General features: G+C 37.2%; 26 protein-coding genes. 4 read left to right on the forward strand and 22 right to left on the reverse strand.

The features are described 5' to 3' along the window. Positions 1-206: 206 nt before the first annotated feature. From PF028_RS03650 to pheS, 4 genes are read right to left on the reverse strand one after another with little or no spacing between them, the layout of a single operon-like run. Positions 207-1,043 (reverse strand): 4-hydroxy-3-methylbut-2-enyl diphosphate reductase, encoded by an 837-nt coding sequence (locus PF028_RS03650; RefSeq protein ID WP_270860410.1) that lies wholly within the window; start codon positions 1,041-1,043, stop codon positions 207-209. Continuing rightward, positions 1,033-2,310 carry a 3-phosphoshikimate 1-carboxyvinyltransferase gene (gene aroA, locus PF028_RS03655; protein ID WP_270860411.1) on the reverse strand — a complete coding sequence of 426 codons (1,278 nt, stop codon included), beginning with the start codon at positions 2,308-2,310 and terminating at the stop codon, positions 1,033-1,035. The genes PF028_RS03650 and aroA overlap by 11 nt, the downstream gene beginning before the upstream one ends. Beyond that, positions 2,307-4,637 carry a phenylalanine--tRNA ligase subunit beta gene (pheT, locus tag PF028_RS03660; protein ID WP_270860412.1) on the reverse strand — a complete coding sequence of 777 codons (2,331 nt, stop codon included), beginning with the start codon at positions 4,635-4,637 and terminating at the stop codon, positions 2,307-2,309. The genes aroA and pheT overlap by 4 nt, the downstream gene beginning before the upstream one ends. Continuing rightward, positions 4,634-5,629, reverse strand: coding sequence for a phenylalanine--tRNA ligase subunit alpha (gene pheS / locus PF028_RS03665; RefSeq protein ID WP_270863329.1), 996 nt, complete (start codon positions 5,627-5,629; stop codon positions 4,634-4,636). The genes pheT and pheS overlap by 4 nt, the downstream gene beginning before the upstream one ends. A gap of 143 nt (positions 5,630-5,772) precedes the next feature. On the opposite strand from pheS, the gene PF028_RS03670 reads away from it, so the two are divergent. From PF028_RS03670 to PF028_RS03680, 3 genes are all read left to right on the forward strand, one after another. Continuing rightward, a complete protein-coding gene (locus PF028_RS03670; RefSeq protein WP_270860414.1) occupies positions 5,773-6,129 on the forward strand; it encodes a histidine triad nucleotide-binding protein in 357 nt (118 codons plus the stop codon). 131 nt (positions 6,130-6,260) lie between these two features. Continuing rightward, complete coding sequence (locus tag PF028_RS03675; protein WP_270860415.1) at positions 6,261-7,196, forward strand: acyltransferase family protein; 936 nt, start codon at positions 6,261-6,263, stop codon at positions 7,194-7,196. Positions 7,197-7,377: 181 nt separating this feature from the next. Beyond that, positions 7,378-7,635, forward strand: a complete 258-nt coding sequence (locus tag PF028_RS03680) for a hypothetical protein (protein WP_270866826.1) — start codon at positions 7,378-7,380, stop codon at positions 7,633-7,635. A 298-nt stretch (positions 7,636-7,933) separates the two neighbouring features. Here the strand turns inward: PF028_RS03680 and PF028_RS03685 are convergent, their stop codons facing one another. The 4 genes from PF028_RS03685 to galU all read right to left on the reverse strand — a co-directional run bounded on the left by PF028_RS03685 (position 7,934) and on the right by galU (position 11,010). Beyond that, positions 7,934-8,374 (reverse strand): Dps family protein, encoded by a 441-nt coding sequence (locus PF028_RS03685; protein WP_270860007.1) that lies wholly within the window; start codon positions 8,372-8,374, stop codon positions 7,934-7,936. Positions 8,375-8,518: 144 nt separating this feature from the next. After that, positions 8,519-8,902, reverse strand: a complete 384-nt coding sequence (locus PF028_RS03690) for a YgiW/YdeI family stress tolerance OB fold protein (protein WP_270860008.1) — start codon at positions 8,900-8,902, stop codon at positions 8,519-8,521. A gap of 64 nt (positions 8,903-8,966) precedes the next feature. Then, a complete protein-coding gene (locus tag PF028_RS03695; protein ID WP_270860009.1) occupies positions 8,967-10,190 on the reverse strand; it encodes a glucose-6-phosphate isomerase in 1,224 nt (407 codons plus the stop codon). Next, positions 10,177-11,010: a UTP--glucose-1-phosphate uridylyltransferase GalU gene (gene galU, locus PF028_RS03700; RefSeq protein ID WP_270860010.1), complete on the reverse strand. Its 834-nt coding sequence runs from the start codon at positions 11,008-11,010 to the stop codon at positions 10,177-10,179. Before galU ends, PF028_RS03695 begins: the two co-directional genes overlap by 14 nt. Before the next feature lie 67 nt (positions 11,011-11,077). Between galU and PF028_RS03705 the strand changes: the two genes are divergently transcribed. Then, positions 11,078-11,680, forward strand: coding sequence for an IMPACT family protein (locus PF028_RS03705; protein WP_270860011.1), 603 nt, complete (start codon positions 11,078-11,080; stop codon positions 11,678-11,680). 43 nt (positions 11,681-11,723) lie between these two features. On the opposite strand, the gene PF028_RS03710 is transcribed toward PF028_RS03705, so the two are convergent. The 14 genes from PF028_RS03710 to thiC all read right to left on the reverse strand — a co-directional run bounded on the left by PF028_RS03710 (position 11,724) and on the right by thiC (position 22,980). Further along, entirely contained in the window at positions 11,724-11,918 is a 195-nt protein-coding gene (locus PF028_RS03710) for a hypothetical protein (RefSeq protein WP_270860012.1), read from the reverse strand. Between the two features lies 1 nt (position 11,919). After that, positions 11,920-12,357 (reverse strand): hypothetical protein, encoded by a 438-nt coding sequence (locus PF028_RS03715; RefSeq protein WP_270860013.1) that lies wholly within the window; start codon positions 12,355-12,357, stop codon positions 11,920-11,922. Between the two features lie 127 nt (positions 12,358-12,484). Continuing rightward, positions 12,485-13,090, reverse strand: a complete 606-nt coding sequence (locus PF028_RS03720) for a thiamine phosphate synthase (protein WP_270860014.1) — start codon at positions 13,088-13,090, stop codon at positions 12,485-12,487. Between the two features lie 24 nt (positions 13,091-13,114). Next, positions 13,115-14,260, reverse strand: a complete 1,146-nt coding sequence (gene thiH / locus PF028_RS03725; RefSeq protein WP_270860015.1) for a 2-iminoacetate synthase ThiH — start codon at positions 14,258-14,260, stop codon at positions 13,115-13,117. A gap of 1 nt (position 14,261) precedes the next feature. Next, on the reverse strand, positions 14,262-15,023 hold the full coding sequence (locus PF028_RS03730) for a thiazole synthase (RefSeq protein WP_270860016.1): 762 nt from the start codon (positions 15,021-15,023) through the stop codon (positions 14,262-14,264). Positions 15,024-15,271: 248 nt separating this feature from the next. Then, positions 15,272-15,904, reverse strand: a complete 633-nt coding sequence (thiF, locus tag PF028_RS03735) for a sulfur carrier protein ThiS adenylyltransferase ThiF (protein ID WP_270860017.1) — start codon at positions 15,902-15,904, stop codon at positions 15,272-15,274. Positions 15,905-15,906: 2 nt separating this feature from the next. Continuing rightward, positions 15,907-16,110, reverse strand: a complete 204-nt coding sequence (thiS, locus tag PF028_RS03740) for a sulfur carrier protein ThiS (RefSeq protein ID WP_270860018.1) — start codon at positions 16,108-16,110, stop codon at positions 15,907-15,909. Continuing rightward, the gene (locus tag PF028_RS03745) at positions 16,110-17,696 is read right to left on the reverse strand and encodes an ABC-F family ATP-binding cassette domain-containing protein (RefSeq protein WP_270860019.1); all 1,587 of its coding nucleotides are present in this window, start codon (positions 17,694-17,696) and stop codon (positions 16,110-16,112) included. The genes thiS and PF028_RS03745 overlap by 1 nt, the downstream gene beginning before the upstream one ends. A gap of 58 nt (positions 17,697-17,754) precedes the next feature. Further along, positions 17,755-18,882: a cation diffusion facilitator family transporter gene (locus PF028_RS03750; RefSeq protein WP_270860020.1), complete on the reverse strand. Its 1,128-nt coding sequence runs from the start codon at positions 18,880-18,882 to the stop codon at positions 17,755-17,757. A gap of 63 nt (positions 18,883-18,945) precedes the next feature. Beyond that, positions 18,946-19,512: a GNAT family N-acetyltransferase gene (locus tag PF028_RS03755; protein ID WP_270860021.1), complete on the reverse strand. Its 567-nt coding sequence runs from the start codon at positions 19,510-19,512 to the stop codon at positions 18,946-18,948. Next, the gene (locus tag PF028_RS03760) at positions 19,509-19,718 is read right to left on the reverse strand and encodes a tautomerase family protein (RefSeq protein ID WP_270860022.1); all 210 of its coding nucleotides are present in this window, start codon (positions 19,716-19,718) and stop codon (positions 19,509-19,511) included. The genes PF028_RS03755 and PF028_RS03760 overlap by 4 nt, the downstream gene beginning before the upstream one ends. A 51-nt stretch (positions 19,719-19,769) precedes the next feature. Then, on the reverse strand, positions 19,770-20,837 hold the full coding sequence (locus tag PF028_RS03765; RefSeq protein WP_270860023.1) for an Mrp/NBP35 family ATP-binding protein: 1,068 nt from the start codon (positions 20,835-20,837) through the stop codon (positions 19,770-19,772). 32 nt (positions 20,838-20,869) lie between these two features. Then, entirely contained in the window at positions 20,870-21,637 is a 768-nt protein-coding gene (locus PF028_RS03770; RefSeq protein WP_270860024.1) for an SDR family NAD(P)-dependent oxidoreductase, read from the reverse strand. Beyond that, positions 21,634-22,980, reverse strand: coding sequence for a phosphomethylpyrimidine synthase ThiC (gene thiC, locus PF028_RS03775; protein ID WP_270860025.1), 1,347 nt, complete (start codon positions 22,978-22,980; stop codon positions 21,634-21,636). Before thiC ends, PF028_RS03770 begins: the two co-directional genes overlap by 4 nt. Positions 22,981-23,103 lie beyond the last annotated feature (123 nt).

Genomic DNA, 23,103 nt, shown 5'->3' on the forward strand with positions numbered 1-23,103 from the left:
GTGTTACTTTGCGAATTTGGGTTTGAGATTCTTCGCTTCACTTCGTTTCGCTCAGAATGACGAAATGGTGCGTTACAGAAAGGAATAACAAATGCCGACGATTTGTGGGGCTTTGGAGTGTGAGCGAATGAGACGCACTGTTTGTGCGTCGCAATGAAGCGAACACGAACAATCGCCACAAAGCTAGGCTCATCTCAATCCCAAATTCAAAATTTAAAATTTTCTATTTTTGCTATAACTTTTTGTATAATCCAATCCGGTGTGCTAGCCCCTGCACTAATCCCGCACAAATTTTTATTTTCAAACCACGAAATTTCTAGTTCATTTTCATTTTCTATTAGGTAGCTATCTTTGCAAAATTTTTGCGAAATCAAAAAAAGTTGCTTTGTGTTTGATGAATTTTTTCCGCCTATGATTATCATTATATCGGCTCTTTCGGCTAGTTCTTTGGCGGCTTCTTGGTTTTCAAGTGTAGCGTTACAAATCGTGTTAAAAACGCGAACTTCACGGACTTTTTTAACTAAAAAATCAACTATTTTCATAAAATTTTCTATTTTTTTGGTCGTTTGCGAAACAACGGCAACCTTGCTTTTAAATTTGATATTTTCAAGCTCACTCTCATCTAAAACCACAAACACCCTGCTTTGGTCTTTGCCATAAGATTTCACACCTTTTACTTCGGGGTGGTTAGTATCTCCAAAAATGACTATATCATAGCCGTTTTCGCTCATCTCTTCTACGATTTGTTGTGGTTTGGTTACAAATGGGCATGTTGCGTCGATTAGCTCTTTATTTTGTGATTTTAAAATTTCCAAATCGTCCTTTGTGATGCCGTGTGTGCGTATGATTAACTTATTTTCATCGGTAATTTCAGAAATTCCGCTAAGGGTTTTGACGCCAAATTTATCTTTTAGCCGTTTTATCTCTTCTGCGTTGTGGATTAGTTCGCCGATAGTTGCGGCAGTTCCTGCACTCTCAGCCATTTTTATGGCTCTTTTTACGCCAAAACAAAATCCACAACTACTAGCAAGTTCAATCTTCAACTTTTGCTCCGATTTGTCTTAAAATATCTTTGAAATTTGGAAATGAAGTAGCGATACACTCGTCATCTTCGATAATCATACCACTTTTTAAGCCCAAAATCGCAAAACTCATCGCAATACGGTGATCGCCGCATGGTGTGATGATGGCAGGTTGCAACTGGCAACCGCCCGTGATTTCAAAGCCGTCTTCAAACTCCACTATTTCCACGCCGCAAGTTTTTAGTCCCTTAACCATGACACTGATTCTATCGCACTCTTTGACACGAAGCTCTTTTGCGTTTCTTAGGCTACTTTTTCCGTTCGCACATGCAAATGCAATCGCTAACGCAGGGGCTTCATCGATCAGCCACGGAATATTTTCGCTAACACTCACAGCTTTTAACGGAGCATAGCTAACTTCTATATCGCCGATTTCTTCGTAAATTTCGCTAGTTTTTTTAAATTTTATATCGGCTCCCATTTGGCGTAAAATTTCATAAGCGTAAGTGCGAGTTTTGTTTAAAAGCATATTTTTTAAAACAATTTTTGAATTTGGAATAATACACGCTGCCACGGCATAGAAAAACGCCGAACTTGGGTCATTTGGCACAAAAATTTCAAGCGGTTTGAGTGGTTTTTGCAAAGGTTTCACGCTTAGAGTTAGCCCGTCCCCGCTGATTTCAGCTCCCATACCTTTTAGCATTCGCTCTGTGTGATCTCTACTAAGCTCAGGCTCACTAAATTTGCAACCATTGCCGTTTAAGCCAGCCAAAATAAGGGCAGTTTTAACTTGTGCTGATGAAATTTTGCTCTCATATTCAAAATATTCTAACTTTCCGCCTTGTATGGCTAATGGAGCCTTATCACCGCCGTTTCGTCCGTAAATTTTAGCTCCGACTTTTGCCAAAGGATCGCCTACTCGCTTCATCGGTCTTTCGTTTAGATATTTATCGCCGCTTAGTACAAAAAAGCCATCCAAACTAGCTAAAAGTCCCATAAAAAGGCGCATAGCAGTGCCTGAATTTCCGCATTCGAGTATGCAGTTTGGCTCTTTTGGTTTTTCAGGCGGCGTGATACAAACACAATCGTCCTTGATTTCAACCTTTGCACCCAAATTTTCAACGATTTTTAGAGTGCATTTTGTATCTTCGGCAAAAAGATAGTTTTTGATTTTCGTCGTTCCGCCTGAGAGTAGCGAAAAAATCGCAGCTCTGTGCGAAATCGATTTATCCGAAGCGATATTTGAAATCTCTGCCTTAAAAGCAGAGCTTTGAGCATAAATTTTCATCTTAAATTTAGTCCTAATTTTTCATTTAATGCTTTTAAAATTTTATCCATGATACCGGCTATATCATCATCTTCAAGCGTTTTTTCCATATCTTGGAAATTGAATTTGATTGTCAAAGAAATGCTATCTTTTAAATTCTCGTCTTTATAAATATCAATCGGCAAGAATTCCTTTAAATTCGCAATTTCTAACGAATTTATACATTTTTTAATCTCTTCAAAACGCATAGATTTTGGCACAACTAGGCTTAAATCTCTACTAATGCTTGGAAATTTAGAATATGCTTTTGCTTCGATTTTTTCAAATTTTAAAGCAGAAAAATCAATCTCACAAACATAAGTTTTAGCCAAATCTCGCTTAGCTTCAAAAGCATTATCAACTCTGCCGATAAAGCCCACTTTAACGCCATTTTGCACGATGTTTGCTTGTTCAAATTCGCTTAGGAAAGGCACAAGCGTTTGCGGAACTTCGCAACTAAATTTACCGATAACATTTTGAATTAAATTTGCAAAATATATAAAATCAACACTCGCAGGTTTTGCCGAATTTAAAAGCGATTGCTCGTTTTTTAGACCACTGGCGATAAATGAAATTTTTTGGCTTTGAACTCCGCCCGCGTCAAAAACGCTTCCAAGCTCAAAAAGCTTAATCGCTCTTTTTGAATTTTTCGTATTTCGCTCGGCACTGCTTAATAAATGATTTATAAGTGTCGGTCTTAGCGTATTTAGCTCGTTGTTTATCGGATTTAAAATTTCGATTTTGCAAGGTGCATAGCCAAATTCGCTTAGTTTTTCTTTATCGTCAAAAACATAATGAACGCACTCAAAAAAGCCGTTATCGGCTGCTTTTTGGCGTAAATTTTTTGCATTTTTATAATCAAAAAATGTTTGATTTAATCGGTTGCTCTCAACAAATTCAAGCGGTTTTGCCTGAATATTATCAATGCCGATTATTCGCACAATCTCTTCACAAATATCTTGCGAATTTGCTATGTCATGCCTAAATTCAGGCACTTTTACGCTGATTAAATCGCCTTGCGAATTTATCTCAAAACCAAGCCTTTTTAGAATTTTTACAATGTCGCTTGGCGAAATTTCCATTCCGGCTTTTTTATTGATTTCATTATTTGTAAAGCTTACTATGCTTACTTCGCTTTGCGGGGCGATTTTTTGCGTTCCTGCATACAAATTTATGCTTTCGTTTTTTGCCAAATTTGCAAAAATCAAATCAAGTCCTAGCTCTAAATTTGGCTCACTTCCCCTGACCGAGCGATAAAGTTGCTCGTCGCCTTTTAGGCTTTTATCTTCGCCTGTTGCTGTTGCGATAATCTCAGGAAGCGTATAATTTGCTTCAAGTAAGACGGTTTTTGTGTTTTCATCAGCCTTGAATTCGGCATTTTGCGAAATTCCGGCTAAGGAAATTTGCTTATCACAGCAATAAATTCCGCAATTTCCATATTTTTCTTGATTGATTTTAAGTGCGATTTTATCGCATTTTTCGCAAATTTTATTATAATCATAAGCCCTTATTAAAACCCCCGTTGTATGCACGGCATAATTTATCAAATTTGCGATAAAATTTGCACCTAATAAATCCGCAAAACCCAAACGAAGCGAACGCAACAAATCAAACGAAACTTTTTCTTTTATCTCAAACGCACGATACGCAAATTTGGCATTTATTTTATCGTCGCTGTGAAGCGAAAGCAACCTTCCGATGCCTAAAAGCCCGTCTTGTTCTTCGTAAATTTTTCTATCTTTCAACGGCAAATCAAGCGCAGCACTTAAATCTCTTGCAACGCCCCTAATGCTTAGACAATCGCTTCTATTTGGCGTAAGATCGACTTCGATAACATCATCGCTAAAAGCTTTAAATTCACAAAGTTCTTTGCCAAGAGTTAGTTCGCCTATACTGCTATCAAGCACCATTATGCCGTCATTTAGCTTTGGCAAATTTAGCTCAGTTGCCGAGCAAATCATACCATAACTCTCTACGCCACGAAGTTTGGCAGGTTTTATTTCTAGTCCGTTTGGAAGCACGGCTCCGACTAGGCTCACAGCCACAAACTGCCCCGCTGCGACATTTTTTGCGCCACATACGATTTGCAAAACTTCGCTTCCAATATCAACTTCGCAAACGCTTAGATGATCTGAATTTTCATGAGCTTTTCTGCTTTTTACAAAGCCAACCACGACCTTTTTTGGGATTTCAATCTTGCGATAACTATCAACTTCTAAGCCTATCGAATTTAGCGTTTTTAAAAGCTCATCGGTGCTAACGCCTGAAATATCAATCCACTCTTGTAACCACTCTCTTGTAACTATCATTTAAATTGCTCCAATAATCTAATATCGCCTTCAAATAATGAACGCAAGTCAGGTATGCGGTGAAGTAGCATTGCAAAACGCTCCACGCCAAGCCCAAAAGCGTATCCGCTGACATTTTTCCAGCCCACAGCTTTAAAAACATTTGGATCAACCACGCCGCTTCCTAGCACTTCAAGCCAACCTGTTTGTTTGCAAACCCTGCAACCTGCACCTTTACAGAAAATACAACTTATATCAACTTCAGTGCTAGGCTCCGTAAATGGGAAAAAGCTAGGTCGAAAGCGAACCTTGACATCGCCAAACATATAAACTAAAAATTTTTGCAAAATATCTTTTAAATTTGCAAAACTTACTTTGTCGCCTTCTTCTACCACAAGACCTTCAACCTGATGAAACATAGGCGTGTGTGTTAAATCCAAATCCCGTCTAAAAACAGCACCGGGAGCTATCATGCGAATCGGCGGTTTGCCAAATTTTTCCATTGTGCGAATTTGAACGCCGCTTGTGTGAGTGCGAAGCAAATTTGAATTATTTAGATAAAATGTATCTTGCATATCGCGCGCAGGGTGGTATTTTGGTAAATTTAACGCTTCGAAATTATGAAAATCATCTTCGATAAGCGGTCCTGTTTCGACGCTAAAATTTTGTGAGATAAAATACTCAATAATCTTATCCATAGTCGCCATTACAGGGTGCAATGCGCCGTTTGCAGCGTTTTCGTTAAACATAGTAACATCGATGGCTTCTGCTTTCATCGCTTCTTTTTGCGCTTTTGTTTCTAAAATCGCCTTTTTTTCGCTGATTAACTCGCCAAAAAAATCTCTTTGTTTGTTTGCGTTTTGTGCAAATTCTCTTTTTTGTTCGTTTGGAACATTTTTGAGATTATTAAAAAGCTCGGTTATAAGCCCTTTTTTGCCAAAAAGTTCAAGTCTGATTTTTTCAATCTCATCAAGGCTTTCGGCATTTTTGATTTTCGCTTCATACTCTTGCAAAGTCTAATCCTTAGTAAAAATTTTCGCTAGATTGTATAAAAAAAATGATAAAAACAAGGTAAAATTTAAAAAATTTGCCTAGAATTTAGCAAATTTTAGTATAATTTTCACGCACAAAATATCTTAAAATTTAGGAGCAAAAAATGACAATTTTCGAAAAAATAGTCGCAGGTGAAATTCCATGCAACAAAGTCCTTGAAACCGATAAATTCCTAGCTTTTCACGATATAAATCCAAAAGCGCCAATCCACATTTTAGCAATCCCAAAAAAATGCTATGAAAGCTTTCAGGTAATGGACGCCGAGCTTATGGGCGAGATGACAAAATTTATCCAAGAAGTCGCCAAAACAATGGGGCTAGATAAAACAGGGTATAGACTTATCTCAAACTGTGGCGAAAACGGCGGACAGGAAGTTCCGCATTTACATTTTCACATTTTAGGCGGCACAAAACTCGCATGGGGGCATTTTAGAGACCCAAATACAAAAGATAATTTTTAATCACAAATAAATTTTGAGAATTTGCCGTGTGGCAAATTCTCACTACAAAAAATTTTAAACTTGTTAGCAACTTTAATATAAATAATTTTTAAGTTTCAAAAAGTAATATTTCACAAAGGATTTTTAAAAAGATGATAGGATATTTACGACTTATTTTAGCTTGTGGTGTAATGCTATATCACATATTTATCGATAGTTTTATACTTTTTGGTCCGTTTTGTGTGATAATATTTTACATTTTGGCAGGTTCTGTTAGCACAAAATTACTAAATTTATACTCTCCAAAAGAATATCTTAAAGATAGATTTTTACGCATTTATCCTGTGTTTTTCCTTTATATAAGTTTAGCATTTTTATTTTTTTATTTTAGTGGTTTTTTGGAATTTGAAACAACTTTTGCAAAAACACTAGCATATTTTGCACTTATCCCAATAAATTATTTTGAGCTAATTGATCTTGAAGTAATAAATTACAGAATAGGCGTTATTTTCACTCCTGCATTTTCACTTGGACTTGAAGTTCAAATTTATCTAATTTTTGCACTTTTATTTGCCCTGAAAAAAGAGAAATTTATGAAAATTTTAGCCATTATTTCATTTATCATTTTTGCCATATCAAATTTAGTGATTATAGATAATGAAATAATTTATAATTGGGATTATAGATATTTTTGGGGAGTGTTTTTTGTTTTTTATATAGGCAAATTAATCAGAGAAAAGAAACTAAAAGAACTTAGAATTTGGTGGTTAGCTTTGCTTGTAGTTGTAGTGGCAAATATATATCTTTGTGATGCCTATGCTTTTGAATTACCATTTGCTGTGCTAGTTGGCATTCCGCTTGTATATAAGCTTTCACAACCCAAATTTAAAGCCAAATTTAATGGTCTTTGTGGAGCTTTGAGCTATCATATTTTTTTAAATCATCTTTTGTTTATTTATATTTCTTTGTGGCATTTTGATAAAATAAATATACCATTTGTCATAATCTGCTCGGTTTTATTCGGACTTTTAGCTTATAAATTCATCGAAAAACCTATTGAGAGAATTCGTTTTAAATCTATTTCATAAACTTCTTTGACAAAAAAAACACAAAATATTTTTTAAATTCTCTATTTTTTTATCAAAATTTAGAAAAAATCATCAAATTTTTCATTTTTTTCAAAAAAAATTGAAAATTTAAGTTTTTATTAGGGGGGGGGGGGTAAAATTACGGATAATTTTTTATAAAATTTTCTACAAGGAGTCAAAAATGACAAAAAGTTTTGTAAAAGTTGGTTTAGCATTAGGCTTATTAATGGGTTCTGCTTCATTTGCTATGGCAGATAGTTGTGAAGCACAACTTGCAAAAAATGATGCAGAATGGCGAGAGGCTGTTGATCAGCTAATGGAAGAAAACGATAAACTAAAATATGAGAATGAGCAATTGAAAAAGAAGTTGAATCAAAAGAAAAAAACTTCAAGCGATTCAACTAAGAAAAGTAAAAAACAAGTAATATTATGTCCGTAATAAATATTTAATTTAATTATAAATTTATTATAATATAATTATATTTATAAAAAAATAAAACTCTGTTTTAGAGAAATCAGATATTAAAATTATTTGATTTCTCATTAACAAAAAGAAAATCAATACTTTTTTGATTACAGGTAATATGAAACAATTTCCAAAAGATGATTTTATACTAACTCCGAGAGATTTTTTAGATAAAACAAACAAATTAAGAATTTGAATATTGATGCTTATTATTTTTAAAAATTCCTAGCACCGTAGGGTGGGCATCCTTGCCCACCAAAATTTCTAAAAACTATTTCGCCAAAGTATTTTTTAGCATCCAAACTTCTTTTTCAAGTTTAGCATACTCGCCTTGTGCGATTGCGACGGTTGTAGCATCGCCTGCTTTTTCGGCTTCGCTTTCAAGTTTTTTAAACTCAGCGATTAGATATTCATCTGCTTTTAACACAGCTTTTAACACTTCTTCGCCTTTGTAACTTGCTTTGCTTATAGTCGGAGCTTTTGCTAGTTTTGTAAGCTCATCGACCTTTACAACTGCCTTTCCGCCAAGTTGCAACGCTCTTTCTGCCATATCATCAAATAAAGTCGCCATATTTTCATAAGCTTTTTCTGTGTAGGCGTGAATTTGATAAAAATCCATACCTTTTACATTCCAATGATAATCATGAAATGCAACAAATAACGCATGAGCGTCAGCTTGGAGTTTGTTTAATTGTTCGATAACCTTTTTCATTTTCTTCTCCTTATGAAATAATTTATGAAATTATAGCAAATGAAACTTAAAAATAAATTATTTTAATTAATAATTTTTATTAATTAGTAAAAATTATAAAAATTTGGCGATTTTTATAATGAAATCGCCAAGCAGTGATTTTTGTTATTTTAATTTAATAATGCGATAAACTTCGATTTCCGTTCGCTCAAACGGGTCATTGTCGATATAGCCTTCGATTTCGACAAAATCGTTTGGAGTTACGACTAAGCCTTGCCAAATTTTATCATCGATTTCGGCTAAAATTCGACTTTTTCCGTCTGTAAATTCATACTTTTCGTGTTTTATTTCACGCACGATTTTTCCGCGTAAAACTGCCCTTGTGTCATCTCTTGCATTTAGCGCTTCTTTTACGCTCATAACTGAAATTTTTGCGTTATCGACAAAACCGCCTTTTTGAGCGTGGTTTTGTTCTGCACCGGCAAAACCGCCGTTAGCGGCAAATGCCGTAGCACAGGCTAATGCTAAGCTTAAAATTACCTTTTTCATCTTTTATCCTTTAAGAAAAAATTTGAAAAATTATAGTTTTATTTCATAAAGAAATCGTTAAGTCTCAAATTTGCTCTTTTAAAATCAAAGATTTTAAAATTCTTTTACCAATTTCCACGCCCGGCTGATCGTAAGTATTTACGCCAAACATAATACCAACAGCACTAGTTAAAAGCTCAAAATAATAAAACAAATATCCTAAATTTCGCTCATTTAACTCGCTAACTTCGATCAAATCGACACTAATTCCTTCATTTATGAGCGCGTGCATGGTCGCATCACACTGCAAATTTATAATCTCGCTCATGCAAATGCCGTTTGCAAAATCCAAATCATCTAAATTTTCAAGGCTTAAATTTGGAACTTTTTTCTCGCTGTTTTGATCTAAAATTTTTATGAAGGATACTGTTTTATCACGCGTGCCGTCCATTATGAGCTGTAAAAATGAGTGCTGATCCTTACTTCCTACTAGCCCTATCGGCGTTAGCCCAAAACGCGTATGACCAAGCTTTTTGCCCAAGCTTTCAGCCCAAAGCTGAACATACCAGTCATTTAGTCCTGCCAAACGATCGCAGTAGCTAAATAAAACATTTATTTTGGCGTATTTGTGCGTGGCATAATGATAGGCTTTTTGCAAAAGAGTATCATCTTTTTCATCAAAAAAATCAGCCTTGCACTGGGCGCCGCCTTGCAAAAGCGCCTTTGCATCTAGACCTAGCGCTACCATAGGCACAAGCCCAATCGCACTTAAAATGCTAAATCTACCGCCGACATTTTTTGGGATATTAAAAACCTTTGCATTGTTTTGGTTTGCAAATTTTTCGAGTTTTGAGCCGTTATCGGTGATAAAAATGAAATTTTTGCTAATATCGCTTGGTTTGTAAAAATCCAAAATCGCCTTAAAGATCGAAATCGTCTCAACCGTCGTGCCCGATTTGGACGAGATTATAAAAATCGTCTTATCAAATTCGATACTTTGTGTGATTGTATCAAATCTAAATCCGTCGATATTATCTAAAATTCGAAGCCTTGCTCGCATTTTTTTGGCTCTTAAAGCCCTTAAAATGGCTCTCACGCCCACACTTGAACCGCCGATTCCAACTAGCACGATATTATCGTAAATTTTATCTTTGAAAAAATCTTCGGCTTCTTTGATGATTTCATCGCCAAAATTCGGCAAATCATAATACCCGATCTCTCCACTCTCACTCTCGCTATTTAAGCGTTTTGCGTAGGATTTTATCTCGCTAAATTCGGCTTTTTTAAAAAAAAGACTATTTTTTACCATTTTTCATCATCTCGTAAAAATATTTTGTCGCTTCGACATAACCATCAACAGAACCACAATCAAAGCGTTTGCCTTTAAATTTATACGCGATTACAACGCCGTTTTTGGCTTGATTTAAAAGCGCGTCAGTGATTTGAATTTCGCCGTTTTTACCGGGCGCGGTATGCTCTAAAATCTCAAAAATATCAGGCGTTAGGATATAGCGACCGATGATTGCCAAATTTGATGGAGCCTCGTCAGGTGCGGGTTTTTCGACCATATCGCTAACCATCATCAAGTCATCTTCTATAAATTTGCCACTAACTACGCCGTAGCTTGAAACTTGGTTAGGTTCGACTTCCATAACGGCAACAACCGAACAGCGATATTTTTCATAAACTTTCACCATTTGCGCTAAAACGCCCTCGCCGTTTTCATTTACGCATAAATCATCAGCCAAAACCACGCCAAACGGCTCATCTCTGACAAGCGTTCTGCCTGTATAAATGGCATGACCTAGACCTTTCATCTGGCGTTGCCTAGTAAAAGAAAATGTGCAAGTATTCATCAAATCTCTAATTTCTTGCAACAAATACTCTTTTGAAGAGCCAGAAATTTGGTGTTCTAACTCATAGCTAATATCAAAATAATCTTCCAATGCCCTTTTTCCGCGACCACTGACAAACGCCATATTTGTCATACCGGCCTCTAAGGCTTCATCAACGCCATAGTGAATCAAAGGCTTCGTTAAAATCGGCAACATCTCTTTTGGCAAAGATTTTGTCGCAGGTAAAAATCTCGTGCCATAACCGGCAGCAGGAAAAAGACAAGTTTGTATCATTTTAAATCCTTAAATTTAATCAAAATTTTTGTATTATATCAAAAAAATATTTTGCAAAAGGTAAAAAGTGCAACAAATAACGCAAATTTTTGAGATTTCAAATGAAGTAAAAAAATCCAAATTTATCGCATTTTTAACGCCATTTAGCGAATTTGACGCACTTTTATCGCACTTAAAAAACGAGCACCCAAAAGCAGCGCATATCGTTTGGGCATATCGAATTTTAAACGAATTTAATCAAATAGTGGAAAATCAATCAGACGACGGCGAACCAAAAGGCACAAGCGGAACGCCTTGTTTAAATGCTTTGCGTGGGGCTGAGCTTATAAATACGGCAGTTTTAGTCGTGCGGTATTTTGGCGGGATAAAGCTAGGCACAGGCGGACTTGTAAGAGCGTATGCTTCAAGCGTGAATTTAGCGATAAATTCGGCAACACTTACGCCTTTTGAATTTAAAAAATCTTGCGAATTTTTTGTGCCGTTTAGTTTGATTTCAAAATTTGAACACTTTTTTTCAAAACAAAATTTAAAATTTAATGCCGAATTTAACGAGCTTGGCGCAAATTTCAAAGGCGAAATAACACAAAATGAATTTGAAAATTTAAACAAATTTATCCAAAATTTGCAAAACGAAAGTATTAAATTTAACGAAATTCCGAATTTTAGCTAAATTTTATTTTTTAGAATTTGTTTGTAAATTTTTGGCTCACAGATTACCATAACGAATTTATTCTCTTGCAACAACAAACATAATAGGGCGATAAAAAGAAATTTACATTATTTTCGGTGAGCAAGAATGCCCACCCTACGAAGCTAGTTTCATCAATATGTGCTTGAATATTGATAGGCGTAACACCATCTTTTTCAAAAATCGGTTTTGAACCGACAAAACTATTTTCTATACTCATATTATCTCCTAAAATTAGATTTTTTCAAAGTAAAATAAAAAACGCTCAGTGCGTATAAATTTGGAATTAAAGAAAAAATAAGTCTTTTTAAAGCAGTATCTAACATTGATGAAAAATATACCAAAAAAAACATAAATATCATAGGAAGCACGAATAAATATGCTGAAATTTTTTTGATACAATACATAAAATTATCAAATTTAGCATTATCTATGATATTGTAAATAATTAAATTTAAAATAAAAAAGAACAAAAATAAATAAACAAATGTAAAAATTATTTTTGCACCAGTTATAATGGCTTCGCCTTTATTATCCACGAGTAAATCTTTGCTTGTAGTAAGCAAATTTAACTCAAAAGTAATAAAAAATAAATAATAAAGGGATAATGCTAAAATTACCATATAAAAAGCATTGGCAAAAGATTTAAAAAAAATCATTTTTTTCCTTTTAAAAAATTTCCCTGCAAATTCAAATTCGGGTCGTATCGCCAAAGACGATACGAAAAATTTTTCAATTTACAAATTTAGCTATATTAAAATTTAAAAAAACGAAAGCAGTCTTGGTTTAATCCAAAAAATTTAAAACAAATTCTTTTACGTTTTCGCATGTCATAGCAGAGCTCATTATGGCGATATTATCGGCTCCACTTTCAATCGCAAAGTGGAAATTACTAGAATTTATCCCGCCAAGGGCATAAATTTCGCCACCCCAAAATTCACGCACATTGCGAATCAAATCTAGCCCCTTTGGCTCTAAATTTGCTTTGCAATCTGTCGGAAAAATATGGCTTAAACAAAGTGCGTTTGCGCCCAAATTTAGGGCAAACCTAGCTTCATCTGTGCTGTGAGCCGAAACTACGATTTTTTCAAATTTACTTAAATTTTGATTAGAATTTTGCCTGAAATTTTGCAACACGCCCAAAGGAAGCCAGATAAATTTATGCTCCAAATCAAAGGCTAAATCCAAAAAATTATGCAAAAAAAGGCGAACGCCAAAGCGTTCGCAAATTTGCAAAACTTCGCAAAAAAGCGCGCAGTATTCGCTCACGCTCAAATTTTTCTCACGCAAGATTATTTCGCTAATCCCGGCTTCGCAAAGGCGTGAAATTTTCTCTTTCAACGCTTCTTTTCCGCCACAAAGCTCTAAATTTGAAATCGCCGTGATTTTCACTTTTTTGCTCCAAATTTCGCAAATTTACAGATAAATATACTCGCTCATCAGTGGCGCTAACCCCGCACCCCTAATCGCAGCACAAACCTCAGCCACGCTTCGTCCGTCATCTATCTCAAACTGCTCGTCGCCCTTTTTTTGGCTGTGTCCGCCGATACCGACACTAACTCCTGCTGAAATTTTATTTGTGGCGATTTTAATCGCTTCATCTCTAAAACCAGCCCTTTCGCGCGTCGAAATCGTAATATTCGCACTAGGAATTAGTAGGCGATACGCCGTAATCACCTGCAAAAGCTCCTTTTCATGGACATCTCGCGGGTTGATTTTATTATTATTTATTATCGGTCGAAGTCTTGGCACCGAAAAGGCGATTTCGGCGTGCGGGTATTTTTGTTGCAACAAATACGCGTGCGCGCCCGTAGCAAAGGCGTCCTTGCGAAAATCATCAAGCCCCAAAAGTGCCGCAAAGCCCACTCCGCGCATACCGCCCATTATCGCCCTTTCTTGGGCATTGAAACGATACGGGAAAATTCGCTTATTGCCTTCTAAATGCAGTTTTGCGTATTTTTCTGTGTTGTATGTCTCTTGAAAAACGGTTACAAAATCCACGCCTGAGTTATGCAGGGTAGCGTATTCGTCCGAATTTAACGGATAAATTTCCACGCCTACGACCTTGAAATATTTTTTGGCGATTTCACACGCATGAGCGATATAGCTCACATCGCTATCAACCCTGCTCTCGCCTGTTAGCACCAAAAGCTCTTCAAGTCCGCTCTTTTTTATCGCTTCGTATTCGGCTATTAGCTCATCATCGCTAAGCTTGGCTCTTTTAATTTGATTTTTTTTGCTAAATCCGCAATACACGCAGTTATTATCGCAATAATTTGAAATGTAAATCGGCGTAAAAAGCGAGATATTATTGCCAAATTTCGCCCTTGTTTCACTCATACTAGCCCTTGCTAACTCTTCTAAAAATTTCGCCCCGACTACACTTAAAAGTGCGCCAAAATCGTCTAAATTTCTATTTTTTTTCTCTATCGCCCTTAAAACATCGGCTTCATTATAAGCGTTTGGGTCGTAATTTTGCCTTAAATTTAGCACTTTTTGCATTAAGCCATCATCGATTTCTTGCATGTGCGCTAGGTATTTCATGTGGTCTATTTTTTCCATTTTAGTCCCTTAAAAAGCCTGTTAGTGGCGAACTTGCCGCGGCAGTATTTCGCACGGCGCCAAATTTGGCATTATAGGCGTCTCGCCCTGCATTTATCGCATTTGCAAAGGCTTTTGCCATTTGGACTAAATCGCTAGAAGTGGCGATTGCGGTATTTACCATGACAGCCGCACACCCCATTTCCATGGCTTCACACGCTTGGCTTGGACGCCCTATTCCCGCATCGACGATGATCGGCAAATCCACTTCGCCGACTAAAATTTCAATCATATCTCTCATCATAAGCCCACGATTTGAGCCAATGGGCGCACCAAGCGGCATCACAGCGGCTGCTCCTGCGTTTTTTAGGCTACGAGCCACATTTAAATCAGCGTGCATATACGGAAGCACGATAAATCCGTCATTTGCTAAAATTTCGGTCGCTTTAATGGTTTCGTAATTATCGGGGAATAAAAATTTGCTATCTGTGATAATCTCGATTTTGACGAAGTCCCCACAGCCTAGCTCCCTTGCTAGTTTTGCGATACGCACGGCTTCTTCTGCGTTTCTGGCGCCACTTGTATTTGGCAAAAGCGTAACGCTTTTTGGTATGAAATTTAAAATATTTCTGTCTTTGCTCTCGCTTACCCTGCGAAGTGCGAGTGTTACAATCTCACACCCAGCGTTATGGACACAGGCTTCTATCATTTCGTGGTCGAATTTGCCAGAACCCATTATGAAGCGAGATGAAAATTCCTTACCACCCAAAACTAATTTATCCATTTGAAATTTCCTTTTGATTTTTTAAATTTTAAGTGAAATTATACATTTTAAATCTGAATTCATTGTAAGATTTCAAGCAAAAACCAAAAACTAACGAAATATAGCCATAAAATTAGGCTAGTTTCAACGCAAATTTGAATAACAAATGCCGACGATTTGTGGGGCTTACGAGTTTTTACAAGTGAGATAAGGCTGTATGCCTATCGAACGAAGTAAAAACGAAGTATCGCCACAAAGCTAGGCTCAGCTCAACGCAAAATTTCCTGCAAAACAGCGTTTGCTTGGTGGGCGGCGCATAGCATTACTCTTGGCGAAATTAATCCATTTTCAAGCCCTGCACCGCTTGTGCTGTCGCCACAAATATAAAGATTGCTTCCAAATTTGCGAGTTTGGATAGAATTTGCTCCCCCAAGACCAGCCATACCCGAAGCGCAAACAAAAATTTTATCTTTATACTCAGCCGATAAATTCGCTATCATCGCCTTATTTTCGGCTCCGTCGAAGCACTCGCAGATGATTTTTTCGTCCCGTAAAATTTCACGCACATTTTCACTAGTGATTTTTTCGCCGCAAATTTGCACTTTTGCGTAAGGGTTAATTTCTAAAATTTGCTCTTTTAAAGCTTCTATTTTTGGGCGTCCTAAATGTTTTAAGGCGTAGTGTTGGCGGTTTAAATTTGAAATTTCCACTTTATCAAAATCGATAAGTTTTAGCTCACCAATTCCAGCTCGAACTAGCATTATAGCGACATTTGAGCCAAGCCCACCAGCTCCAAGTATGCAAACTCTTGCATTTCGTAAAATCTCAGCCGTTCCTTTTGGATTTCGCGTAAAAATTTCAGCCCTAAATTCGCTTTCATTTTTTAAATTTTTAACTTCCACGATCAGCCCCCACCCACAAATTCAACGATTTCATAAACTTTGAAATTTGAAATTTGCGTAGTTTCCCAAAGTGTTTTACTCAAAATCTCGCCGTCAGCTTCCACAGCGATAAATTTGAGCTCATAACCTTGCGAGTGTAAAAATTCTTCCACGCTCATATCGGCGTCAAATTCGCACTCACGCCCATTTACACGCACTTTTATCATCACTCTTCTCCCAAACTCGCACGATACTCTTCGTAAGTCCCACGAAAATCCACAATCTCGCCGTTTCCCTTTAAATGCAAAATGCGGTTCGCAAAAGCGTCTATGAGTTCGCGGTCGTGGCTAACGCAAATCACGCTTCCTGCGAAGTTATACAGCGCTTCGCCAAGAGCAATAATGGCTTCAAGGTCAAGGTGGTTGTTTGGCTCATCAAGCACTAAAAAATTTGGTTTAGTTAGCATTAGTTTGCTTAGCATTACTCGGTGCTTTTCGCCACCGCTTAACGCACCCACGCTTTTTTCTTGCTCAGCGCCACTAAAAAGCATTCGCCCAAGGCACTTGCGAATTTCGTCTAAATCCTTATTTTTGGCGTCTTGCAAATACTCATAAAGCTTCAAATCGCCCTTAATTTTGTTGTTCGTATCCTGTGCGAAATAGCCACTTTCAATGGTCGCTCCGATATGAATCGTCCCACTATCTTGCCCTATTTCGCCGTTTATCATACGACAAAGTGTCGTTTTGCCAACGCCGTTTTTGCCGATAATAGCGACCTTGTCGCCTTTTTCAAGCTTAAAATCAAAATCCTTACAAATTATCGTTTCACCAAATTTTTTATTTATCCCTTTAAGCTCCAAAATTTCGTTGCCGATCTCGCGACCCAGCTTAAATAAAATGCTCGGATCTCTGCGAGATGAAGTCGCAATCTCGCTAATATCGAGCTTTTCAAGCAGTTTTTGCCTTGATGTGGCTTGTTTGGCTTTGCTTGCGTTTGCGCTAAAACGAGCGATAAATTTCTCTAACTCAGCCTTTTCTTTAAGTTGTTTGTCTCGCTCCATTTGGGCTTGTTTGGTTAGCAAATTTGCCGCGATATACCAGTCGTCGTAGTTTCCGCTAAATTTGCGAATTTTGCGAAAATCCACATCTAAAATGTCCGTGCAAACGCGGTTTAGGAAGTGGCGGTCGTGGCTGATGACCACGAGAGTGCCATCATGGCGGTTTAGTTCAAATTCTAGCCACGAAATCGCTTCAATGTCAAGGTTGTTTGTCGGTTCGTCCAAAAACAAAATATCAGGTTTTGGGAACAAAACTTGCGCGAGTAAGACCTTGAATTTATCGCTAGTTTCGGCCTCGCTCATTTTTTTATCAAATTCATTTAGCCCAAGTGAGCTAAGGATTTTCTCAATCCTGATTTCATACTCGTAGCTTGGGTCTTCTTCGGCGCAAATCATCTCTAACTCAGCCAAGCGATTGTTGATTTCGTCGGTAAATTCGGTGCTTTCGTAGAGTTTTTCTTTTTCTTTGACGGCGTTGTAGAGGCGTTTGTTGCCATAAAGCACGGCATCTTTAAGCGTAAATTCTTCAAATGCAAACTGATCTTGCCCCAAAACCCCGATTTTCAAGCCACTATCGACGGCGATTTCGCCGCTTGTGTGTTCGACTTCGCCACTTAAAATTTTAAGGAAAGTCGATTTTCCTGCGCCGTTTGCGCCGATAAGCCCGTATCTGTGCGACCTATCAAGGCTTAAATTTACATTTTCAAACAAAAGCTGTTTGCCAAATCTATGCGTCAAATCTTTGATTTCTATCATTTTTGTCCTTTTGAAATTTAAAATCTTAATTATACAAAAAAAGGCTAAAATTTCCTACTTATCCGCTATAATCATTATCCAACGCGATTAAGACCTCATAGTCGCTAAATTCATTTGCCACTTTTGCTACGATTTGGCGATATAGCTCGTCGCGGTCTGGCGCATCAAAGTCGATAATCATATCAAAACTAATGATTTTTTCGTCCAAATTCACATAAAATCCGTGCATTTGAAGCACAAATTCATTATCTAAAACCAGCTTTTTTATGGCTCTGTGGATCTCTTTTACTTGTGGATTTTTCAAATTTAGCGCATAAATACCAACCGCGTCAATAACAACGCTAAATTTGGTAAAAATTTCTCTTTGGATTCGCCTAATAAGCGTATCTATTTCACCTGCGGTCATATCTTCTACCACTTCGATATGAACGCTTCCTAGCATTTTATCAGGACCATAGTCGTGAAACATCAAATCATACGCACCCAAAACGCCATCAATGGAGCGAATTTCTTTATAAATCGCCTTGATAGTTTCCAAATTCGGACGAGTGCCGAGAATTTTATTTATCGTATCTTTTAGGATTTCGGCTGCCGTTTTGATAAGCAGTAGCGAAATTATCACGCCCAAATACGCTTCCAAACTTACGCCAAAAAATATAAAAATAAAAGCAGCCACTAGCGTAGAAAATGAAACCAAAGTATCAAATTTAGCTTCAACACCACTAGCGATTAGCGAATCTGAATTTGCTCTAACGCCCATTTTCTGCGTATAAATTCCTAAAAATAGCTTCACAACCACCGCCACAGCGATGATAATAAGTGAAACATTATCATACTCAGGAAGCTCCGGCGAAATAATTTTTTTTACCGAACTAATAACCGCCGTAAAGCCCGTATATAGGATAATTACGCCGATAGTAAGCGCTGTGAGATACTCGATTCTGCCATGCCCGTAAGGGTGATCTTTGTCCGGCTTTTTTCCGGCAAGTTTAAGCCCGATAATCGTAATCACTGAGCTTAGAGCGTCGCTTATGTTATTTATAGCATCAACCATAATCGCAATCGAATTTGTAAAAAATCCAATCGCACCCTTAAACGCCGATAAAATCACATTTGTAATAATGCCGATAATGCTTGTTTTTAAGATAATCTTATCTCTGCTGATAATCTTTTCAGGGATTTGCACCTATTTTCCTTAAATTTTTTTAGTGATTTTATCAAAAATATCTTAAATTTGATAAAGTAAAATTTAAATTTGCTTGATTTTTGGATTAAAATTCGCACCATAAGCATAGGTATAAATTTTAAAATATTCATCAAATTTGGCATTTTTGTGGTTGCTTAAAAGTTCCATTTTTACACCCCAAAGGCTTATTTTTATGCCTGTGTCAAATAATCCATTTTTAAGATAAAATCTTTTTCGTTTAAATTTGAGCGAATTTTCTGAGACATTTTCGGTGCTTTCGATTTCGCAAAAAATAGCTTTGTTTTTATAAATTTGCATTAAATTTGACAAAACTGTCCCGCCGATTTTTTGTGCTTTGAATTTTGGCAAAATCGCCAAATAATCAATCAACACAGCACCAGATGAAATCAAACTAACACAAAGCCCCACAAATTTGGCATTTTTATAAACGGCATAAATTTCGCCCTTTTGCTCGGCACATGATCGCAAAATCATCGCAAACGGCTTTCTCTCGCATTTTGGAAAAGAACGCCTATAAAGCGTTTTTATCTTTTTTAACTCGGTTTTGCTAAGTTTTGTTTTTAAATTTATCATTGCCAAATCAACTAAATTTATGCCAAATTTAATCAAATTTGCTTTTTTCGAATATTCGTTATCGTCTCGCCGCCGATTGCGTAGTTATCGGTGCTAAGCTCATCGATGATGACGACGCAGGTTTTCTCACCACGGCCGACGACTTTCACAAAAGCGTTTGTTAATTCCCTAGCTAAATTTTGCTTTTGTTCCACGCTCAAACCGCCATCTTCGATCGTCATTTTTACATTTATAAGTGGCATTTTTATCCTTTATCTTACGCAAACGGCGAAAAATTCGCCGTTTGGTTAAATTTACATTTGCGGTTGGATTGCAGAGTTATCAGCTAAATTTTCTCTTTTGATTTTTTCTAATGCTGATATTAAAGCTCTTGCAGCCTGTTCGTAGCGTTTTGAGCTAACCGAATTTGGCTCATAGAAGCTGATTGGTTTACCCTTGTCGCCACCTTCACGGATTGCGATTTCGATTGGAATTTCCCCTATTACTTCGATTTTGTATTTTTTAGCTAACTCCGCCGCACCGCCACGACCGAAAATATCGTATTCTTTGCCGTTATCAGGGCAGATAAATCCGCTCATATTTTCGATAATTCCTGCAATCGGAATATGCAGTTTTTCAAACATATCAAGGCTTCTAGCACTATCATCAAGTGCTACGATTTGTGGCGTGGTTACGCAAATTCCAGCACTTACCGGAACGCTTTGAGCTAGTGTGATTTGCGCATCGCCGGTTCCTGGTGGCATATCGATAAATAAAATATCTAAATCGCTCCACGCAACATCTTTTAAAAGTTGCTCGATTGCTTTCATTATCATAGCACCTCGCCAAATAAGCCCCTGCCCCGCTTCAATCAAAACGCCCATGCTCATCATCTCAACGCCGTGAGTTAAAATAGGATTTAAGTGTTGTCCGATGATTGTTGGTTGTGTGTTTTCTTCGCCTAGCATTCGTGGCATATTTGGTCCGTAAATATCAGCATCTAAAACGCCTACTTTTTTACCCAATTTAGCTGCACTAATAGCTAAATTTAGCGTAGTCGTGCTTTTACCAACGCCACCTTTACCGCTACTTATCATCACAAAATGTTTGATTTGCGGAGCGATATTTTTACCGCTTCGTGAGTTGCTTCGTTCTTCCGGGATTTTTGGCGTTTTTATGACGATTTCACACTCGCCTAAAACCTTTGAAATATCGCTTTTTAGCGTGTTTGCTATCTGTGGATTTGAACTTGGAATTTCAATTTCCACAAAAACCATATCGCCGACTTCGATATTTTTAACAAAACCAAAATCCACAATGCTTTTTTCAAAGCCCGGATAAATCACACTTTTAAGTTTTTCTAAAACTTCGTTTTTATTCATTTTTTCTCACTTTCTATTAAATTTTATCAAATTTAGCCGTTTAAATAGCCTGTAACTTTGGCTGAAAAAGTGCTTGGCACGAGCCTAGTTAGCAAATTTGCTAAAAGCATAAATTTGCCGTCATACACTAGCGTTTTTCCTTTTTGCATGGCTTCAAAAGCCCTTTTTGCCACGGCACTAGCGTCATCGCTTCGTGCAAAAATTTTTGCGTTTTTTACATTTGCCCTTTCGCCAAAATTTGTAGCAACCGGACCTGGGCAAAATGCCGTAACGCTGATATTTTTCCCGCGAAGCTCATCACTAAGAGCTACACTAAAATTTCTCACAAATGCTTTACTAGCATAATATACGCTCATTTTTGGACCTGCCGTTAAGGCTGCGGCAGAAGCGATGTTTAGAATTTTTCCGCCACCATTATTTAGCATTAAATTTAAAAAATAGTGCGTTAAATTTAGAAAACTTGTTATATTCACGGCTATCATTTCGTTTTGTTTTTTTATGTCACATTTGCTAAATTCGTCGTGGTCGCCAAAACCTGCATTATTTATCAAAATGTCAATTTTTAGGTCGTTTTCTTTGCAAAATTTGCAAATTTGCTCCACGCTTTGGGATTTAGCTAAATCTGCCCCTATCACAAAAACTCTCACGCCAAATTTAGCTTCGATTTCGCTTTTTAGGGCATTTAAATTTGCTAAATTTCGCGCTGTGATAACCAAATCATATCTGCTCTCAGCACAAATCCACGCAAATTCCAAGCCCAAACCGCTACTGGCTCCGGTGATTAAGGCAGTTTTATTCATTTATTCTCTTTTGGAAAGTGTTCGCAATTTTGCTCTGCGATTTGCTTTGAAATCTTGTAAGCACAAAATTTTGGCCCGCACATAGAGCAAAATTCGGCTTCTTTGAAAACTTCTTGCGGAAGGCTTTCATCGTGAAGCTCTCTTGCTTTTTCAGGGTCAAGTGCTAGTTCAAACTGCTTGTTCCAGTCAAATTTATACCTAGCGTCGCTCATAGCGTGATCTCGCTCTATCGCCCCGGCTTTGCCAAGTGCGACATCTGCTGCATGAGCTGCGATTTTATGGGCGATTATGCCATCTCTGACATCTTTTGCGTTTGGCAAACCCAAATGCTCTTTTGGCGTAACATAGCAAAGCATGCTAGCTCCGTGAAATGCTGCCATCGTCCCACCAATCGCACTTGTGATATGATCATACCCTGCGCCGATGTCTGTCGGAAGCGGTCCAAGTATGTAAAACGGAGCGTCGTTGCAAAGTCTTTGCTCTTCCTTCATATTAAATTCAATCTGATTAAACGGCACATGACCGGGGCCTTCAATCATAACTTGAACATTTTTTGCGTTTGCTCTAATTGCAAGTTTGCCAAGCTCGGCAAGTTCGCTCATTTGGGCTTCATCTGTGGCATCATACAAGCAACCGGGCCTTAAACTATCGCCCAGTGAGAGCGAAACATCGTATTTAGCGCAAATATCGCAAATAGCGTCAAAATTTTCATAAAACGGATTTTCTTTGTGGTGTTTCATCATCCAACTAGCCATCAAAGAGCCGCCTCTACTTACTATTCCCATTTTGCGTTTGGCAACAAGCGGCATAAATTTAAGCAAAAATCCAGCGTGAATAGTGAAATAATCAACGCCTTGCTTAGCCTGTTTTTCAATGCAATCAAGCATAATTTGCGGCGTTAGATTGTCTAAATCTTTAATATCATGGATAATTTGATAAATCGGCACCGTGCCGATAGGAACGGTTGAATTTGCGATAATCGCACGGCGAATTTCATCTAAATCACCGCCCGTGCTTAGATCCATAACCGTATCGGCACCGTATTTGATAGAGATTTTTAATTTTTCAATCTCTTCGTTTATATCGCTAGCTAGGGCCGATGAGCCGATATTTGAGTTGATTTTGCATTTTAATGCCCTGCCAATGCCCATGGGAACAAGATTTGCGTGGTTTATATTTGCAGGGATTATTAGTTTTCCTTCTGCGATTTGCGAGCGGATAAATTCAGCTTCCAAGCCTTCGATTTTGGCTACAAATTCCATTTGCGGAGTGATTACACCCCCTTTTGCGTAATACAGCTGTGTAGGCGTTTTGTCGTTTTTGATTTTATCTTTCCAATCCATTTTTTACCTTTTATAAAATTTCGGTTGATATACTACAATAAAAAACCAAAATTTACTCTTTTTTTGTGTTTATTTCTGTAACATCGTTTCAAAAAAAATTTTAAAAAAAATGTAAATTTGTAA

This window comes from Campylobacter sp. CN_NE2 (genome assembly GCF_027797465.1).
Classification (GTDB): domain Bacteria; phylum Campylobacterota; class Campylobacteria; order Campylobacterales; family Campylobacteraceae; genus Campylobacter_B.